The sequence below is a fragment of the Psychrobacillus syltrankelensis genome (assembly GCF_055454035.1).
The window spans coordinates 1,844,736-1,863,728 of record NZ_CM144227.1; the positions used below are offsets into that span (position 1 = coordinate 1,844,736).

15 protein-coding genes are annotated in these 18,993 nt (G+C 37.3%); 3 read left to right on the top strand and 12 right to left on the bottom strand.

Translation table 11 applies throughout. The features are described from left to right. The 12 genes from ACTSKG_RS08875 to ACTSKG_RS08930 all read right to left on the bottom strand — a co-directional run bounded on the left by ACTSKG_RS08875 (position 1) and on the right by ACTSKG_RS08930 (position 13,349). Positions 1 to 2,175 carry an NAD-dependent epimerase/dehydratase family protein gene (locus ACTSKG_RS08875; protein ID WP_464757821.1) on the bottom strand — a complete coding sequence of 725 codons (2,175 nt, stop codon included), beginning with the start codon at positions 2,173 to 2,175 and terminating at the stop codon, positions 1 to 3. An 18-nt stretch (positions 2,176 to 2,193) separates the two neighbouring features. Beyond that, positions 2,194 to 3,531: a right-handed parallel beta-helix repeat-containing protein gene (locus ACTSKG_RS08880; RefSeq protein WP_464757822.1), complete on the bottom strand. Its 1,338-nt coding sequence runs from the start codon at positions 3,529 to 3,531 to the stop codon at positions 2,194 to 2,196. Between the two features lie 167 nt (positions 3,532 to 3,698). Continuing rightward, on the bottom strand, positions 3,699 to 4,130 hold the full coding sequence (locus ACTSKG_RS08885; protein ID WP_464757823.1) for a hypothetical protein: 432 nt from the start codon (positions 4,128 to 4,130) through the stop codon (positions 3,699 to 3,701). 191 nt (positions 4,131 to 4,321) lie between these two features. Next, positions 4,322 to 5,236, bottom strand: coding sequence for a DMT family transporter (locus tag ACTSKG_RS08890; RefSeq protein ID WP_464757824.1), 915 nt, complete (start codon positions 5,234 to 5,236; stop codon positions 4,322 to 4,324). A 15-nt stretch (positions 5,237 to 5,251) separates the two neighbouring features. Further along, a complete protein-coding gene (panF, locus tag ACTSKG_RS08895; protein WP_464757825.1) occupies positions 5,252 to 6,697 on the bottom strand; it encodes a sodium/pantothenate symporter in 1,446 nt (481 codons plus the stop codon). Further along, positions 6,694 to 6,960: a YhdT family protein gene (locus ACTSKG_RS08900; protein WP_464757826.1), complete on the bottom strand. Its 267-nt coding sequence runs from the start codon at positions 6,958 to 6,960 to the stop codon at positions 6,694 to 6,696. The genes panF and ACTSKG_RS08900 overlap by 4 nt, the downstream gene beginning before the upstream one ends. Before the next feature lie 608 nt (positions 6,961 to 7,568). Further along, positions 7,569 to 8,822 (bottom strand): efflux RND transporter periplasmic adaptor subunit, encoded by a 1,254-nt coding sequence (locus tag ACTSKG_RS08905; RefSeq protein ID WP_464757828.1) that lies wholly within the window; start codon positions 8,820 to 8,822, stop codon positions 7,569 to 7,571. Further along, on the bottom strand, positions 8,819 to 9,496 hold the full coding sequence (locus ACTSKG_RS08910; protein ID WP_464757829.1) for a hypothetical protein: 678 nt from the start codon (positions 9,494 to 9,496) through the stop codon (positions 8,819 to 8,821). The genes ACTSKG_RS08905 and ACTSKG_RS08910 overlap by 4 nt, the downstream gene beginning before the upstream one ends. Positions 9,497 to 9,511: 15 nt before the next feature. Next, positions 9,512 to 10,897 (bottom strand): S41 family peptidase, encoded by a 1,386-nt coding sequence (locus tag ACTSKG_RS08915; RefSeq protein WP_464757830.1) that lies wholly within the window; start codon positions 10,895 to 10,897, stop codon positions 9,512 to 9,514. A 226-nt stretch (positions 10,898 to 11,123) separates the two neighbouring features. After that, positions 11,124 to 11,936 (bottom strand): flagellin N-terminal helical domain-containing protein, encoded by an 813-nt coding sequence (locus ACTSKG_RS08920; RefSeq protein WP_464757831.1) that lies wholly within the window; start codon positions 11,934 to 11,936, stop codon positions 11,124 to 11,126. A 456-nt stretch (positions 11,937 to 12,392) separates the two neighbouring features. Continuing rightward, positions 12,393 to 12,833 carry a transcriptional regulator gene (locus ACTSKG_RS08925; protein ID WP_464757832.1) on the bottom strand — a complete coding sequence of 147 codons (441 nt, stop codon included), beginning with the start codon at positions 12,831 to 12,833 and terminating at the stop codon, positions 12,393 to 12,395. Positions 12,834 to 12,953: 120 nt separating this feature from the next. Then, a complete protein-coding gene (locus ACTSKG_RS08930; protein WP_464757833.1) occupies positions 12,954 to 13,349 on the bottom strand; it encodes a hypothetical protein in 396 nt (131 codons plus the stop codon). 153 nt (positions 13,350 to 13,502) lie between these two features. Here ACTSKG_RS08930 and ACTSKG_RS08935 point away from each other — a divergent pair, with 153 nt between their 5' ends. The 3 genes from ACTSKG_RS08935 to ACTSKG_RS08945 all read left to right on the top strand — a co-directional run bounded on the left by ACTSKG_RS08935 (position 13,503) and on the right by ACTSKG_RS08945 (position 18,827). After that, on the top strand, positions 13,503 to 13,886 hold the full coding sequence (locus ACTSKG_RS08935; protein WP_464757834.1) for a helix-turn-helix domain-containing protein: 384 nt from the start codon (positions 13,503 to 13,505) through the stop codon (positions 13,884 to 13,886). Between the two features lie 652 nt (positions 13,887 to 14,538). Next, on the top strand, positions 14,539 to 16,119 hold the full coding sequence (locus ACTSKG_RS08940; protein WP_464757835.1) for a hypothetical protein: 1,581 nt from the start codon (positions 14,539 to 14,541) through the stop codon (positions 16,117 to 16,119). Next, positions 16,116 to 18,827, top strand: coding sequence for a DEAD/DEAH box helicase (locus tag ACTSKG_RS08945; protein ID WP_464757836.1), 2,712 nt, complete (start codon positions 16,116 to 16,118; stop codon positions 18,825 to 18,827). Before ACTSKG_RS08940 ends, ACTSKG_RS08945 begins: the two co-directional genes overlap by 4 nt. Positions 18,828 to 18,993: the final 166 nt, after the last annotated feature.

Sequence of the window (18,993 nt, forward strand, 5' to 3'; positions counted from 1 at the left end):
TTATAAATCTCCTTCTATTAACTGGAATCTAATCCCTCGTTTCTCAAATCTAGATAAAACAACTTTCCCATTTTTTAAGTTTGTATTGGACAATAGCACATGGATATTGTTGTTTTTACTTTGACCTTTATAGTCCATTTCTCGAATAAGAATCTTAATCTCTTTTGAGAACTCTGTATATGATTTTCCATCCATAAATACTTCTAAAAGTAAGAAAGGAGTATTATACTTTTCTTTTCTTTCCCTCTTATAAGATAAAATTTCCTCAAATACACTATTATTCAAAATATGAGTGTTAGGAATATATCGATTGTTTTCAGTTGCTTCAATATAACTGAATGCTCTTACTAAAGCTGACTCTACTAATTCTGCAGTCACTTTAAAAAGGTTTTCATGATATAGTGAAAAACTATCAAAATCGAGCCCATTTATCGTAATAATTGCTGAAATTTTTTCATTATAATAAATTGGTGCTGCCATCAATGGGGCATTTGAATGTAGTTGTTTGTTAACAAATACTTTTCCGGTTTTTAATATATTTTGAACATAATCAACTTCATCTACTTTTAAAGATTCCATTCTTGGTATTTCTGAATCACTTGCATGAACTATCAGTTTTAAAAACGAATTATCTTTATTGAAAGCATAAATGGAAACATCTTTTACATTCATGATTGTTTGTACAACTTTTACTGTATTAGTAAACACTTTTTCAGGTTCTAAAGCCTCTAATTCTTTTAGTATAGAATGGATTTTCCCATAACTATCTCCGCTGTTTAGTAAACGCAGTTGTAGCTCTTTTTTTACTTCTCTAACTTCCTTTAATACTCCATTCAAAAAGGTATACTGGTTATCTAGCTCTTCCATTTTTATCTTTTGTTCATTTAGCATATTATTTTTTCGTTGCGTAGAATAACCTACTACCAATCCTACAAATAGAAAGAGGGCAATGTGGAAAAAGAAAGAAGTATCGTATAATAAGGAAACAATTTCTCTACCCTCCATTAGTTTTTCTACTAAAAGTAAACCAACAGATAATCCTACCGCTATAATGGATTGTCTGCTTCCGTAAATAACTCCTATAACAACGATGTAAAAAATTTCAACATCAACTGAAGTTAAAAAACTCACCTGGTTAGTTAATATAAGCCAAGTAATAAATAAAAATGCTATTACATTTTCAAGATAAGGTTGGATATTTTTATAGATTGTAGGAGTCTTCTTCGTAGATGTAATATTCGTTTTAGTCTTTTCTTTCACTGCTTGCTTCTCCAACGCCCACTTATACGTATGCTCTAGTCCTGTTTCCATATCGTATATCGGACTCCAATCTAATTCGTCCTTCACTTTTTGATTACTTAATACTGATTTGTTAATATCACCATCTCTAGCAAGGAAGGTCTTTGTCTCGAATTCTCCATGGATATTTTTCATCATGGATAACAGATTATTAATACTGTTTTCTTTATTTGTAGATAAATTAAAGATTCCCTCAATGTTAGAGTTTGAAGTTCTAAAAATAGCATCCGCTACATCTTCTACGTATATGAAATCTCGTGTTTGCTCTCCGTCACCATAGAGTTCAATTGGTTTGTTGTTAATAATATTATTGAGAAAGATGGAAATTACACCACCTTCTCCTTCATTATTTTGTCTCGGGCCATATACATTCGAAAAACGAAAACAAACACTATTAAAATCATGTATTTCCTTCCATTTTCGGCAGTATTCCTCCCCCATCCATTTACTTATTCCATAGGGTGAGATAGGTTTGCACCCTTCCCCCTCTTTCAATGGGAGATGATCATTTAACCCGTAAACCGCTGCGGAGGAAGCAAATATAAACTTTTTTGCCTGATACTTATGAGAAAGGGTTAGGATATTAACAAGGCCAACAACATTTGTTTCTAAATCTTCTCTAGGATTTATGATTGATTTTGCAACACTAACTTGCGCTGCTAAATGAACAACTACATCAAATCGATAAGACTTGAAAATTTCTTCGCATTTTGGATCATCCACTGATAGCTCATAATTTTTATGTTTAATCGAAACATTTTCTTTTTTCCCAGTAGAAATATCATCGATAATAAAAACTTCATATCCTTCTTTGTAATACTTATCCGCTACATGAGAACCAATAAAACCGTAACCACCAGTAATTAATACTCTCATCCGATTTTCCTTTCTATTTCATTCACTTTTTTGATCATCGAACAAACTCTTTATTTTGGTTATCATTTTTTGGATTATAGAAGGCTCTTTTGTAAATGAATAAATACGATTGTTTATAAATAAATTGCTATTTTCTTTTAAATCATTTATTTGAATTACATCATTGTTACTGTAAATGATGTTATTTATAAATAGATTTTCTGTTGTATTTGATTGAAGGGTTATTTCTCCATAACCTTCCTCTAATTGATCATTAAAGATAAGAATATTACTTGTTATTAGATTTTTATAGGCTCCTCCATTTGTATCGCTTGCTCCACCGCTAATTACTCCCGCACCATTGTTGTTGAAAATAGTATTATTCTTTACAGTGATATAACTTGTTTGTTTACCATAATTTTCGCTTGCCAACTCAATTCCAAAGTCATTGTTATAGATTAAATTCCTTTCAATTGTTATCTTTGTTGAACCATCCGCGTATATACCTGCTGCTGCATGGCTGCCTTCATAAGCTGAATTTTTTCCCGAGCTATTATTGTAAACTTCATTATTTGATATTGTTCCGTTCCTAACTTGATCCCGACATTTAGATTCACAGGCACCGTAAAACCCAGCTACGTCAATTCCAATATTATTGTTATGATGGATTTTGTTATGTGAAATAGTAAATCCATCAATATTTCCACTAAGTGTAAGTGCTTCACTGTTACCTAGTATTAAATGATGTATTTCATTCTTTTCAATCGTGATATCACTTATTTGTTGTGAAGAATTACCATAAAAAAGAATGCCGTGTGCGTTTCCTTTTTTAGTGCCATTTTTTATATGATGGACATTGTTATTTAATAATTGAATATGGTTTCCGCCTTCACTTACTAGTATCCCAGCAGGATACTTATCAGAATCGTTTGTACTTAGATTTCTTACTTCGAATCCATCAATCTTTATGTAACTTACATTTTCTAAATAAAATAATGCAATATCACCTTTTGTTAACGCCAGCTTATTTCCATCTATAATTGGATTTTCGCCTGGAAACGATTGAAAGGAAATATATCCCTCTTCTTTAGATCCGGAATTAGTAATACGTACAAATTCTGAATAAATGCCGTTCCGGACATACACGGATTCTCCCGGTTTTAGTGTATCAGCAGCTTTTTGAATAGTTTTCCAGGGAGCCGATAAACTTCCATCATTTAAATCATTGCCATCTACCGATACGTAATAAATGCTTTTTTCCATACTCATCGCATTAGTATGCAGTGAAAATACTAAGAATGCATAAATGCTAATTAGCGCAATTGTTATGCAATATTTTTTATTCCAATTGGATGATAAGTTTCCTTTTGCAATCAATTTATCACCCCTTTCATCGTTCGTTCCATCAATCCATTATTTTCTTCTATGACTTGAAATTGCTTTTTCCGTTGGAGTCGCCGCCTTCCCCTACAATTCAAGTAAATGTTTCAAAATCCATAATTTCATCTAACATAGTCATACTTTTAACAAAAGAGCAGGAGCACTTATTTTTCTGCGTGCTTACGCAGGTGCAAGGTCTTTTCTGCGACGTGCTTGCACAGGAGCAATGGTTTTTCTGCGACGTGCTTGCGCAGGTCCAATGGTTTTTCTGCGACGTGCTTGCGCAGGTGCATTGGTTTTTCTGCGACGTGCTTGCGCAGGAGCAAGGGTTTTTCTGCGACGTGCTTGCGCAGGAGCAAGGGTTTTTCTGCGACGTGCTTGCGCAGGTGCAAGGGTTTTTCTGCGACGTGCTTGCGCAGGTGCAATGGTTTTTCTGCGACGAGCTTGCGCAAGAGCAATGGTTTTTCTGCGACGAGCTTGCGCAGGAGCAATGGTTTTGTGCTGCGACGAGCTTGCGCAGGAGCAATGGTTTTGTGCTGCGACGAGCTTGCGCAGGAGCAATGGTTTTGTGCTGCGACGAGCTTGCGCAGGTGCAATGGTTTTGTGCTGCGACGAGCTTGCGCAGGTGCAATGTTCTGGTGTTTAATTCGAGGGAATACGGGCTAGTGTTTAGAAGGATACTAAATTGGGAAGTATATTTACCCATAACATAGAAAAACGAATGTAAAATTCAGCTTTTGAATTTTGCATTCGTTTATCTTACTATTCATCTATTGTTTTTATAACCTTAAGATGAAATATGCTTTTTTCGTTTATTCCATATATCTTCGGCAGCTCCGGAACCTAATAGGACGCCGGCTATTATTAAGAAAAGGCCGAGGATATGTCGAATGTTTAGTATTTCTCCTAGGAAGATAGCAGTAAGAATAAGAGAAAATAATGGATTTAGGTTCATAAATATAGCCGATTTAGTTGGGCCAGCTTTCCCAACTGCATAATTATAAATAAGATGCCCAATGGCTGTCGAAATAATGGCAGATGCTAAAAATAAGTACCAGAAAAATGGCGTTGTTTCAGAAAAAGCAGTTATACCTCCTGGCTCTTGCACTAAGCTTATGACCATTAGAACAACGGAGCCCACTAGCATCATATACGCCGTAAGCAATCTTGGATCAAGCGTTTTCGCAGCTTTGCTTACAACCATATAACTAAGCACTTGAGCAATAATTGCGAGAAAGACGAAGAAGTCACCAATGTTTGCCCCATTAGATTCACCGCCACCAACTAATATAGAAACACTCACTCCAGCAAGTCCTAGCACAAGTCCCATCCACTGAACTCGCGACGGAAAGTATTTTAAAATAATTGCCCCGGAAATCGCTGTCAACATCGGACCAGTTCCTAATATTAGCCCTCCATGTGTCCCACTTGTGATGGAAAGTCCTATATTTAGAAAATAATGATGGAGCACTACATTTGTAAGTGCCCCGATTAAGACATATTTCCATTCCCGTTTTGTAGGCATTCGAAGTAGTTTCATTTGCCACAAAATAGCAAGAACTACCAGTCCTGCAGTAAGTACTCGAAACGCTGTTAACGTAACAGGAGGAACTACAGTTACCAAATACTTGAGTATCGGTAGGTTTGCTCCCCAGGCGAACATGACGAAGACGAGCATTATGTAAATTTTCCATTGTTTCATCTGAGGACCTCCTTATTAAAATATATATTTCGTTTTTTTGATTAATAAACTGAATACTACATATACCACTAATGATAATATTACTGGTACCACTACAGTATGCACTCCGAATAGATTGCCATTTGCTTGATTATAAAAATGCAGTGCAATATATGAGATAATTCCCGTGAGCATCGATGGTATCGCTCCGTATTTATTGCCATAAGACCAGTAGAGCCCTAAAACAACTGGCCAAATAAAAGCAGCTTCAAGTCCACCGAAAGCAAAAAGATTTAAGAAAATAAGTAAGTCAGGAGGATTCAATGCAAATAAAAATACTATCGTCCCTAAAAGTGTTGTCACTCCAAAACTTAAATTTTTCACCTTTTTCTCGCTTGCTTCGGTATTAAAATAATTAATATAAACGTCCTTTACAATAGAAGAACTAACTAATATAAGAAGTGAATCGACCGTCGACATTATTGCCGCAAGTGGCGCTGCCAAGACAATCCCCGCAAGCCATGCAGGTAGCACCTTGAGGGCAACAAGCGGAATTACTGTATCTGCCACTTCCACACCAGGTAAAATCGGGCGAGCGAAAATTCCGATTAGATGCATATTCAGCATAATAAAACCAGTGACAATTGTTCCGATCACTAGTGCACGGTGCATCGATCGGGTGTTTTTATAGGACATGGCACGCACCGCCATTTGCGGTAGCCCAACAACACCAACTCCTACGAGTATCCAAAAGGATGACACATACGCAGCGGATAAATTTCCTTCATTGCCGTATGGCGTCACAAGATTTGGATTTTCCGCAAGTAGATCTTGCATAATATTCGGCACGCCGCCGCCAGCGATGATAACTGCGATTAATAGGATGAGCGTACCAACGACCATAACTCCTCCTTGCACAGCGTCTGTCACAGCTACTGCGCGGAAGCCACCGATTACAACATACACAAGTACTGATACAGCAAAAATAAATAAAGCGGTTGTATATTTCATACCAGTCAACGACTCTATTAAACGACCACCACCAACCCATTGTGCCGTCATTGCGGAAAATAAAAAGATAATCATACTTACTGCTGCTAGCAACACAACTACCGTACTGTTATATCGTACTTTAAGGAAATCAATTAACGTGATAGCATTATATTTCCTGGCTAAAATCGCAAACTTTTTCCCTAAAATAAGCAATACAAAATAACCAGTCACGACTTGTGTCATGGCAAGTAAAACCCATCCAAAGCCCATTGTATATGCAGTTCCCGGTCCACCTAAAAAGCTCGATGCACTACCATAAGTAGCAACCATCGTCATAGCAAGAACAAAACCACCTAGCTCCCGCCCACCTAAGAAATACTCTTGGAGAAATCCCCCTGTCGAAGACTCCAACTTCTTACTAGACCAATAACCGATGAAAAAAATAATGGCAAGAAAAATAATGAGAGGAATAATAACACCAATATTCACAGTTCATCCTCCTCTTCTTCAAACGAAACATCTTTTAAGAAATATTTCGCTAGAATCATTACCGTAATTGCTACAAGAATAAATCCAACAATACAACTATAAAAAAACCAATCCGGAAAGCCAAGAATATATGTATATTCCTCAACGGGTCTCGAGCCAAGTCCATAAGCAAAACCAAACCACCACAAAAAATGGACAACCGCAAGCACTACTCCAATCAGCGCCTCCCGATGAGCAATTTTAAATCTAGGATCCAACTCCATCCACTCCTACCTTTTATAAATGCTTCACTTTAGTATAACTAAGTTAAATTAGTATGTTAATAGAAGTTTGGTGAATATGGAATAAATCCAAAATACCTCTATCATGTGACTCCTTAAGTAGATGCTATAAGTTCCTTAGAAGTACAAATTGTGGCTACATAGGCACATATTTGTAATCATAACTACCTTAATATCTCGAGAGCACCTAAGTGGGCGACATCAGCACATAAACCTCAGCCATAAGCACATATCCGGGAGGCATAACTACCTTAATATCTCCAAGCATCTAAGTGGGCTCCATAAGCACCTAAACCTCAGCCATAAGCGCAGATCCGGGAGGCATAAGCACCTTAATATCTCAAGAGCACCTAAGTGGGCTCCATAAGCACCTAAACCATAGCCATAAGCGCATATCCGGGAGGCATAAGCACCTTAATATCTCAAGAGCACCTAAGTGGGCGCCATAAGCACCTAAATGCGAGGCATAAGCACCTTAAATATCTAGAGAGCACCTAAGGATTTGAAGGAGTGGGCACCAGTAGCAGATATTTGTACTTTACAATCTATTGAAAAACAGCTTTTGCACAAGTGCAAAAGCTGTATATTGGTTATTTATAGGTTAGGTATTTTAGATAGTTTTTCCATCCTACTGATTTAATGCTGCTCCATGTTGGGAGTTCCAAAGGGAATGGTAGGAAAGCGCCCGATGCTTCTACTTTGGGTTCCGCATTTAGTGCAATCATTCCATTTTTTAATCCTTCAGATAGGATGGCAGTTTGTTCTAAGTCGAACGGTACATTTACAGGTGTGCGTACGATGAGGCCATCACTTGTTAATGTATATACCTCGGCATTTTGTTTGGTTCTATTTAGAAGCCAAGTAGAGTTTAATCGGACTGCATTTTCAGCTTCATTCGTAATGATGATAGAGTTTATGTTGGCGGCGTATGGCAATGTTTCTAGCTGATCATTTAATTGAATTCGTACTTCGTATAAAGGATCTTTGGCTTTATTGTCAAATTGTTCGTACGCTTTTAGCCAAGTGGATGGGTTTGCGGGAACTTCTGATTTTGCAGAAATTGCCCCTTCCACTATCCCATCCTGATGCGGAGTATAATTTAACACTTTTTGTCCCTCATCTAGGTCATGCCATTCTGTTTCATTTGCGAATGTGAGGACTGATTTTTCATTCGAATAAATCGTAATGAAATATTGGTCTCCTCTCTCTTCAATGCTTGCTACGTTTCCATCAACCGGGCTTAGTAAAGAGAGATCACCTGTTTCTTGGCTAAGCTGTGTGCTGACAATTTGTAGTTTCCGATCAACTTCGGCGATTTTTTGCTCGGTTTGAGCAATGGCTTGTGCGAAGTTGCCATCCGGTGAGATATTGACGTCTACTTGTACATTGATGTTATCATTGGCTGTGTTTCCAGTTCCAACTCCGTTTCCATTGGTCGTTGAGCTGGACCCTGCTCGATCTGACTGAAGTGAGCCCAGAGTTTGTTGCAATTGCGCTTGTTCTTGCGTGTATGCTTGTTGTTCGGATTCCCAAAGAGAACGTTGCTTGTCGGCTGTCTCTGTTTTTAATTTGGCTAACTCTGCTCCTTGTTGGACCGTGTCTCCCGGAGTAACAAGGAAATCAGCCACTTCTGTTGCTTTGATTGTCGAAGTGGTTTCGTTTGTAGGAACTATAACTGCTTCTTTTTCAAGCTCTTTTTGGTAAGTATTTTCATGTACTCGGTCGTACTCATTTACATAATAGCTTCGGGAAATTTGGCTTTTATTTGAAAATAAAAGAATGGCATTTGTAGCGATGAATGTTGACACGACAATTGCAATACCAATTGTAAAACCTTTATTCATGCTGGTTTCCCCCCTTCAAACCAAGTTTCCAATGGGAGTACGCTAATTCCTGCCGTGATTAATGCAAGACCAATATGGATTGCCAATAAAATTATGAATAGATTACGAGCTGACATTGTCGAAAATGATCGTAAAAAATGAAACTGAATTGCGATGATCAGCGCTGTTATAAGTGTTAAGTGATTAAAGAAATAAATGATGAATTTATTGTCTAAAAATGTTGCTGCTAATGGACCAAATGACAATAACGAAAAGTCTGTTGTATATCCGACAATTGCAAAAATGAAAAAGACAAGTGCTTTTTCCATTAACAATAAGGCCACAACAAACAATTGTAAAACGGCTACTTTGGACAATTCAACCGCAGTAATTTTGTGTAGTAAAAAGGCGATTCCGAAAAAATGAAACGCCATGAATAGGATTGCCAAAATGATAACTCCCAATAAAGAAGCTGTTCTTGCTATCGTATACGTATCTCCATAGCCATTCACAAAAATGGATGTAAGTGCTTCCGTATTCATACCCCATATATCTTGAAGTGCGTAGAGCAATATCCCAAAAAATGCAACAAACCAAACACGTCTTTCAAAATGACGCATCGGTGTATTATTTAGCGACTCAATCAATTCATTTTGGTTAAAAAGATTTCTCCAAAATCGAAATTCAAAAAACATTCCATTGTTCCCCCTCTATGGTTGAACAGTTACTTCCACATAAGCACCATTTTTCATCGGATTTCCATTTTTCAATTGAAATTTTGGATGGATGAGTAGTAAGTATGCTGCTCCTTTTTCTAATGGTGCATTTGGTGTTACAACAAACTCCTTTGGTGATTGTTGTTTGATGGATACGGAAACACTGTCCGTTCCGCCTAGTTTTACTAACTCTATATTTTTAAGTTGTTTATTGTCTTTTACGGAATCAGAAAACGTAACTGTAAATTCTTTTTTTGTCGACACATTGGATAGTGCCGGTAGCTTTTTGTATGTTTTATTTGATTCTAAAATTGTGTCTAAATGAGCTTTTGCGAGTTCCTTACCTTCGTCTGTCACTACGTTTGGATTGACACCTGTTTTATTAATAACCGTTCCTTTTGGTCCTGTGAAGTTTGCCACGGTCAACTTTAAATAAGATCCATCCGACAAATTATAAAATGTCTGCATCGATCCTTTACCGTATGTTCTTTGCCCGTAAAGTTTAGCCGACTTTTGGTCAACAAGCGCTGCTGCAGTCATTTCAGATGCACTCGCACTAAAACCATTTACAAGGACTTTTGTATTTTTGGGAAATAAAGATGTATGTGGTACTGATTTGACAAGTCCTGACTGCCCTCTTGTTTGAAGATAATAAGCGTCCGGGCTATTTGGAAATAAACCTATCAGTTCCTCTGCAGTATGTACATATCCACCACCGTTGTTCGTTAGATCAAGAATAAAAGAAGTAGCTCCCTGCTTTTGAAGTGCTTTTTTTGCCTCTTGCACTAGTGTAGCTCCATCATCTGAAAAGGAATTAATTCCGATATAACCGACATTCCCGAAAAGAAGTTGCTTTGTCACAACAGGAACTTGAAACTTTTTGCGGGTTAGCTTATATGTTTCTTTTTTATTCGTACTAGTCTTCCATACTACTACTTGAACTACTGTTCCTTCTTTTCCTGTTATAAGTGATGAAGCACGTTGAATAGACATTTTTTCGGTCGAGACGCCGTCCACTTCTAAAATAATGTCCCCTGGCATAATTCCTGCGCCAATTGCTGCTCCACCTTCAAACGTATTGACAATCTGGATACCCTTTTCATGCTCTTCAATAACAACTCCAATCCCAGTTGTCGTATTATTGATCGAATTCGTGTAGGATTCAAATTGCTCTTTCGTAAAATAAGTAGAATACGGATCCAATTGCCCAATTATACCATCAATCGAAGTCAGACTATTTAGGTTAGTTGGAATGTCACCTTTATAATCCTTTCCCACAATCGCCTTAACTTCATCCAGCGGTGCTCCAAGCGCAGAAATAGGTGCAACCAAAATACAAAAAATCATCATGATAATTGCTAAACCGGAAAACCTCTTCATACCAATTCCCCCTTTTAAAACATATAAACCTATAATACTAGAAAAATTCCCCTCCTGCAGACTTTTTCTTCCATCAATATTACAAAACAGTTACTGGTGCCAGGCACCAGTAACTGTTTTGTAATAAATTCTAGGTTGAGGACCAAATAAAAACAATCGCGAGTGTTAGGCTTTTCACGATTGTTAAATGAAATATGAAAGTATTTCTTATTAAATGAAATGTCGCTTACTTTAATAATTGTAAAATGGATTGAGCTTGTTGCATATGCAGACTTAAGACATATTGACCTGCTTGCATTAAAATATTTGCCTTAGTTAAAGCCATCATTTCTTTTGCAATGTCCGCATCACGAATTCGAGATTCCGCAGCGGTTAAGTTTTCTTCCATATTCACTGTATTATTGTATGCATGTTCCAGTCGGTTGGTATATGCACCCATTCGTGACCGTTCACTTGATACTTTATTGATTGCTTTATCTAATTCTCCAATTGCATTATCTGCATCATCTCTAGTCAAAATAGACAAATCTTTGATACCTATTGCATCTGCACTCATATTTCCAATCGTAAGTTCAATTTGCTGTCCCGCATTTGCTCCTGCTTGAATCTTCAAAGTACTTTGCGAACCGTCTAGTAAAGTTTTTGTATTAAATTCTGTATCTTTTGAAATTCTAGTTACTTCTTTTTTTATTTCATCAAATTCTAGAGCTAGCTGTTTACGATCATTATCTGTTAAGGTATCATTCGCTGCCTCTACACTAAGTTCTCGCATGCGTTGTAAAATCGAATGCGTTTCATTTAACGCACCTTCCGCCGTTTGAAGAAGTGAAATACCATCTTGTATATTTCTTGCTGCCTGTCCTAATCCACGGATTTGTGCCCGCATTTTTTCCGATATTGCAAGACCAGCAGGATCATCTGCCGCACGATTAATACGATAACCAGACGAGATACGTTCCATGGACTTATTTGCTATTGCCCACTGAGCATTCATATTTCGAATAATGGATAACCCCGTAGAGTTCCACTTCCCCAGCATTCAATCATCCCCCTTTAAAACCTTTTCATTTATATCGACCACTCAAGCTTTTTATTAACCAAAATGGATTAAGACAGAATTGTTACTGGTGCCTGGCACCAGTAACAATTCTGTCATATAAGGATTTAATCGTGGTATTTAATTTTATAGGTTTAGGTTTAATAGTTTTTGGGTAAACTATTAAAAATTTTTTACTTTGTACTGATATATTCAAAATCCGTTATATTTCCCGGGAAATTTACAAGATTAGGGGGCAAAGGACTTGAAAAACGACAAATTTATAGGTTTAAATTGGGGGGACATTTTATTTGGAGTACTTGGTTCGAGTATATTTGTATTATTTTTCTATTTTTTTACTTCCTTATAATTTTTTCCACACATAAAAACACCTATCGAAGTTTAATTTTCGTTAGGTGTTTTTTATTTATCAATTATTTTCAAAAGTGACAGCCTCCGTTAGGGTTTTTTATATTCTTGTAGTTCTTGGAAGAGTGCTTCATTTCTTTGAATTAATGAATAGTCTACCATTCGTTCAAAGTTTTCCTTCTCTAACTGTTGTATAATTTCTTCCATGCCCTCAATTGGAAATGAGGTAGATTTTTTTTCATCAGTATTTTCAATGATTGATAGTAGATGTGTATGAATATCTGAAACAAGTAATAGTTGGTACAGTGGAAGTCGTATGAATCGATTTCCTTTTTGGAAAACAAATACCTCCGATAAGTTTTCTACTTGCATTGTCTTTGCATTAACAATAATTTCTTTTCCTTCAACTGGAACAAAATGAAATATTTCATCATCTTTTTTTATTGAGAAGTATTGATAGGCAAAGACTAAATTTATCCTTCCATCTTCTTTCTTTATATAAAATGGTTTCATTAATTGTACTAGTAACATAATATCCCCTCCTATTTTTAGAATTTTCTAATTACATATATTCTATCATATTTGGAGAATTTCGTGTAGTGCAAATATAGGAAAAGCGAACACTATATGTATTCGCTTTTGTGTTTTATATTATGAAAATACCTTTACTGGTTGAGGGCGATTTCTTCCTGGTGCATATAGAAAAAAACCAATTTTTCTAGCGTTGTATCTTACTGCAAAAGTTTGAAAAACTTTTTGAAGAATTATAGAGTGGGAAGGCATTACAACACTATCTAAATAAAAAGAGAGTGTTTGATTATGAAAATCGAGTTTAAGGTCATAAATAGTAAAATCTTCTGCAACTATTTTTTCTATGCGTGTCATTTTTTTAGTATTTTGGCCAATAAAATATTTAACATTGTTTGTTTTAACACCAACTATTCTAACTTCTTCTAACCACTTATCCTTACTATGATCTAGAAAATCTAACAATGAAGGTATATAAAACTCTATTTTATCTACCTCGTCCACTTCCCTTCTTTTCAATTTATGCCTAATATTTACTCCTATGTAACAGGATGTATATTTATTATATACAACAAAAGACGACATTTTACTTATATATCGCCATCATGGCGATATTAATAAATCCGTTTCATTATTTAGATATTCTTGTTTCATTGATAAGGAGGTAAACATATGCCTTTTAATGAACAAATACGAGAATATAGAGAGCAATTGGAAATAACACAGACGGAAGCAGCATATCGTTTAGGCATTGACCATTCTGTTCTATCCAAATATGAATTGGGTAAACTAGAAATTCCCGTTCAGCTATTACCGGAAATTAGAAGAGTTTATGCGATTCCAAAGGAAAAGTTTATGGATATGCTTGAAGATACACGTCATAAAAGCAGTAACCCAGGTCTAGAAGCTAGAGAAAATAAAAGCCGCTATATTACGGAGTTGCAAAATGAGCTCAAGTCAGACCTATATAATTTAAAGGAATTCCGTTACTTTTTACATTATTTAAATTCCCTTGATATAAAAGAAGTGAAAAAGTTGATAAATGAAATTATTTAATAATTAAAGCTTTCGCTAATGTTTCTACCAGATAATTTTGCAGAAATTCTCTGGCAGAGGCTTTTTTTTATTGTAATATAGCTGGCGGTGCTCGCGTATTAGGTGAATATCTTCTCGCATCGGACAGTGATGCTCTCGTTCAGGCGTCTACTCTTTCGCATTGGACAGTGACGCTCTCGTTCGGGCGTCTACCCTCTCGCATTAAGCGGTTATGCTCTCGTTCGGGTGTCTACTCTCTCGCATCGGACAGTGACGCTCTCGTTCGGGCGTCTACCCTCTCGCATTGACCGGTTATGCTCGCGCATTAGGTGAATATCTTCTCGTATCGGACAGTGATGCTCTCGTTCGGGCGTCTACTCTCTCGTATCGGACAGTGAGGCTCTCGTTCAGGCGTCTACTCTCTCGCATTGACCGGTTTTGCTCTCGTTCAGGCGTCTACCTTCTCGCATCGGGCAGTGACTCTCTCGTTCAGGGGTTTTACCCTCTCGCATTGACCGGTGACGCTCTCGTATAGGGTCTATCTTCTAGCATGGGTGCGGTTGTATCAGATGACGGCACATATGTTTTTTCGAAGGTTACGAGCTATCCCTTTTATTAATGAACCATTATACGTATAATGGAAGGAAAGCCTTTTTTCTTAGGAGAGATTCGTTTGACCCTTACTTCATACCAAAAACTAGCCGCCCATTATAAAAAGTATATTGATCTGTCGATGCAGACGATTGAAAAGAAGTTCCATCCTGCAATTTTGGAAGATGAGGAGCTTATTCGTCGTGCGGCGTTTTTTGTACGCAATGGCGTTGTGTCGATTACGAATTATTATCCGCAAGATCATCGAGTAGATTTTATTGTGAGAGACGTCAGTAATATAGAAGTAACTTATTATCCTTTGACGGACACATATAACTGCCCATGTCCAATGCATAAACCGTGTCGCCATATCGTTGCGGCAATTTTTTATTTATATCAACAGAATGATTCGTTGTCTACTTGGATATCCGATTGGCGTTCTACGGCGGATCAGACTCAGTTAAAGTTATTGAGAGATGAGCGTAGTCCTAGAAGTTGGGATATCCTTGTTGAAAACTTTTTCAGAAAATTTATTTCGAATTATCCACCGAATAGCTTTTATCTTTTGGAGTTCGCGGTGCATGATTTAAAAACGCAAATTCGTAAGTCACGACCCTTTGAACGAGAGTGGCAACCTATTTTCGATGTGTATGTAGATCTTGCCATGTTAATGAAAATTTGGCCCTATTTAGAACCATTTGCTGAGTCTAATATGCGCAATCGGGTATTTCATTTTCTTAACGAATATATAGAAGAATTAGATGATTCATTGGCACAACTAGCTTCGAAACCACGTTTATTTGCTGCAGATACTTTTTACGAAGAAATGATGAATCGCGTGAGAGAATTCTATTTTGAAATGGAGTCTCTGATCAGCTATCGCAAGCATGTGTATTTGTCTTTTTGGGATGCGCTTGTGACAGATAAAGCAACTCGAGAAAAAGAGGTTACTTATTTACAAACGCTCGAAAAAATGGAAGATGAAACTCCTTTAAATATGGTACTTCCTTATTTTTATATTACCCTGTCTAGAATTGACGATTTGTTAAAAGCTGCTGACCAAATGAAAACAGAGCAACTTTTGGAATGGGTAGAAGTTTGCGAAAAGGCACTTCACTCCTCCAACAAGGAATTGGGTATCGAACTTGCACGCAAGTTATTGCCGCATATTCCTTCTTATTTAAATGAAGTAGCCCAAAATCCATCAAGAGTGATGCTTATTCGCCGCTTAGAATTACTTTTCGACTCCATTCAATTAAAAACCGAAGAACGGGAGAAACTATACCAGTCATTTGGATTGTATGGCATACAATCCTACTCGAACTTATTAATTAAAGAAAAACGGTACCAAGACTGGGTGGCTCTCCATCAATCAGCAAATTCATCCCTTGAATATGCCGAAGCGTGCGGCCTTTCTATTGTAAAAGAAGAAGCTCCGGAAGTATTATTACCTCTCTATCATCATTATGCCATGCGATATGTTTTGGAAAAAAATCGCTATAGCTACAAACAAGCAATAAGAATTTGGAAGAAAATGAAACAAGTAGCCAAAAAGACGAATGATACGGATTTTTGGAATAATTATGTTGAGACGATTCGAGACAAATATCGCCGACTTCGTGCATTACAACAAGAAATAGAGAAAGGAAACTTGCCATTATGACTCAACCTTTGTCTATTAATAAAGAACTACCATTAAAAATTAATGTTACAGAAGCCGGGAACTTTCGCTTAATATCTTTAGGAAACCCGGCTGAACAGTGGGTTCCTTCCTTATATATCAATCATCGTGAAAGCTTCTTCGGGTTGCTCGCACAAATTGAAGAAAACGCACTGCTTGCTACTCCTGTCGAAATAATGGAGTTATTCTCTGGAAAACCACATCCTTTTGTTTCATTCACTGGAGCAAATACTGATTCTGAAAATTGGCTTCAGACGTTTAAGAAAGCTGCCAACACATGGTTATCTCCTAATTTGTGGAGCAAGCTAAAATTAAATGGAGATATAATTGAAGTGGATGCTCCTATAGAAGAAAAAGAAAAAGCACTTGTTGCAAATGCAGTCAAACAAAAGCTTTATCAAGCTGGATTAACGTTGGAAGATGTTCCAGCACTTATTCCTTTTTTCGAACAAGGCGGGTGGCCAATTAAATCACAAGCAACTCATCCTAGTTTATTGGTCGCATTAAGATTGTCAGAGCCAGAAGCACTTGATGATACATGGTTGTTAGAAACTGTGGTTCGCGGTAAGAAAAGTAGTGTTTACTGGACACCTGCTTTTCGTAAAAAGACTTCCCCAATTAATGAAGCGCTACCTGACAAGTGGCGTGAATTCAGCTCCTATATTGAGGAAATACAAACAAAAATATTCTCACTCATTTCTTCCATTGAACAACTGAACACCAACACTTTTTTCTCTTCAACAATGACGGATGAGGAAGTACGGATCTTTCTTCGGGATGATTTAGTGAAATTACAAGCATTAGGATTCGAAGTTGTACTTCCTGCTTGGTTAAAGGCTGTTAAAGAGACGAAGCTACGTGTCAAAACTATTGCCAAATCTGCAAATACGTATAAAACCGCAGCTGGCCTAAACGAAATATTGAAGTTTGACTGGAGCTTCTCCTTAAATGGACAAGAGATTTCTTCAGAAGATTTCCAGCAACTGGTCAATGAAAACCGTTCATATATTCAAGCAGGAAATGAATGGTTCCGCATAGATGCTGCTTGGATGCATGAAATCAGAGAATTAATGAAGAAATCTGAAGACGAAAACTGGACTGTAAAGGAGCTTCTATTCCGAGAAATTCCAGAAGAAATTGCACTAGCTTTAGACGATGATGAACAGTCAGATGAAGATCCTTTATTCCAATTCGAGTTACAGAAGTCGCTTCAATCCCTAATGGAGCAATTATCCGAAAAAAAAGGATTTCCTGAAGTCCCGGTTTCTCCGAATTTATTAACATCCCTTCGACCTTATCAACAGCTTGGACTCGAATGGCTCGTTTTCATGAGAAACGAACAGTTTGGTGCTTGCTTAGCTGATGATATGGGTCTTGGAAAAACTGTTCAATTAATTTCCTATTTATTGCATGTTCATGAAAAGGAAGAAAGGCTTACTCCATCTTTAATTATTTGCCCCACTTCCGTTCTTGGGAACTGGCAAAAAGAGTTAGCAAAATTTGCTCCCTCTTTGAAGGTGCAAACACATTATGGATCTGCCCGCACTAAAGAGATTGACCTTACCTCTGACATTGTTATTACTACTTTCGGCACCGCGATGCAAGATATCGAGGCTCTTCAAGAGGTTGAATGGTCAAGTATTACTCTGGATGAAGCACAAAATATTAAAAATATGCATACAAAACAGTCTCGTGCCATCCGCAAGTTAACAGGCGCTCATCATATTGCCTTAACTGGTACACCTGTTGAAAATAGATTATCTGAATTATGGTCCATTTTTGATTTTATTCATAAAGGATATTTAGGATCATTTCGCAAGTTTCAAGAAAATTATATTGTACCAATTGAACGCGATGATTCTGATACAACCAAACATAAACTACGTGTGAAGATTCAACCGTTCTTGCTGAGAAGAACGAAACAGGATCCTGAGTTACTGCTTAACCTGCCTGAAAAACTGGAGCAACGAGAATATTGTGCTTTAACAACCGAACAAGCTGCCTTGTATGAATCACTTATACAAGAAACGGTTAGTAAGATCGACACCCTTTCTGGTTTTGAGAAAAAAGGGCTCATTTTAAAAATGCTAAGTAAGCTAAAACAGCTTTGCAATCATCCAGCCCTCTATTTGAAGGAACCGTTTGATGATGCTGATGATATGATGGAGCGTTCTGAGAAATTTGCACGTATTGTTACGCTCGCTGGTGAAATCGCAGCACGCGGAGAGCAATGTCTCATCTTTACGCAATATATTGGAATGGGACACTTATTGCAGCATTGTTTAACAGAGCTATATGATATCGATGCACCATTTTTAACAGGTAGTATGCCGAAAAACCAGCGCGATCATTTAGTCGAAGCTTTTCAAGCAAATGAATTTCCTGTCTTCCTTTTGTCACTAAAAGCTGGAGGCACCGGGTTAAATTTAACTGCTGCAAGTCATGTTTTGCATGCCGATCGTTGGTGGAATCCTGCCGTTGAGAATCAAGCGACAGACCGCGCTTACCGAATTGGGCAAACTAATTTTGTTCATGTTCATAAGTTTATAACAATTGGTACAATCGAAGAAAAAATAGATAAACTGCTTATTGAAAAGCAATCATTGTCTGAAGAATTAATCCATTCTAGTCAATGGATTACTGAAATGTCGGATGCAGATTTAAAGGATTTATTGACGCTGACGATATGAGTTGAATTATTAGGTTGGCGATTTGGGAATTAAGCTTGGCAGGTAGCGCTCTCGGAGTGGCGTGTTGCTCTCGGAGTGGCGTGTTGCTCTCGTATCGGTAAGAATCGCTCTCGCATCGGTGCGCAGTGCTCTCGCAGCGGCGTCTTGCTCTCGTATCGGTAAGAAT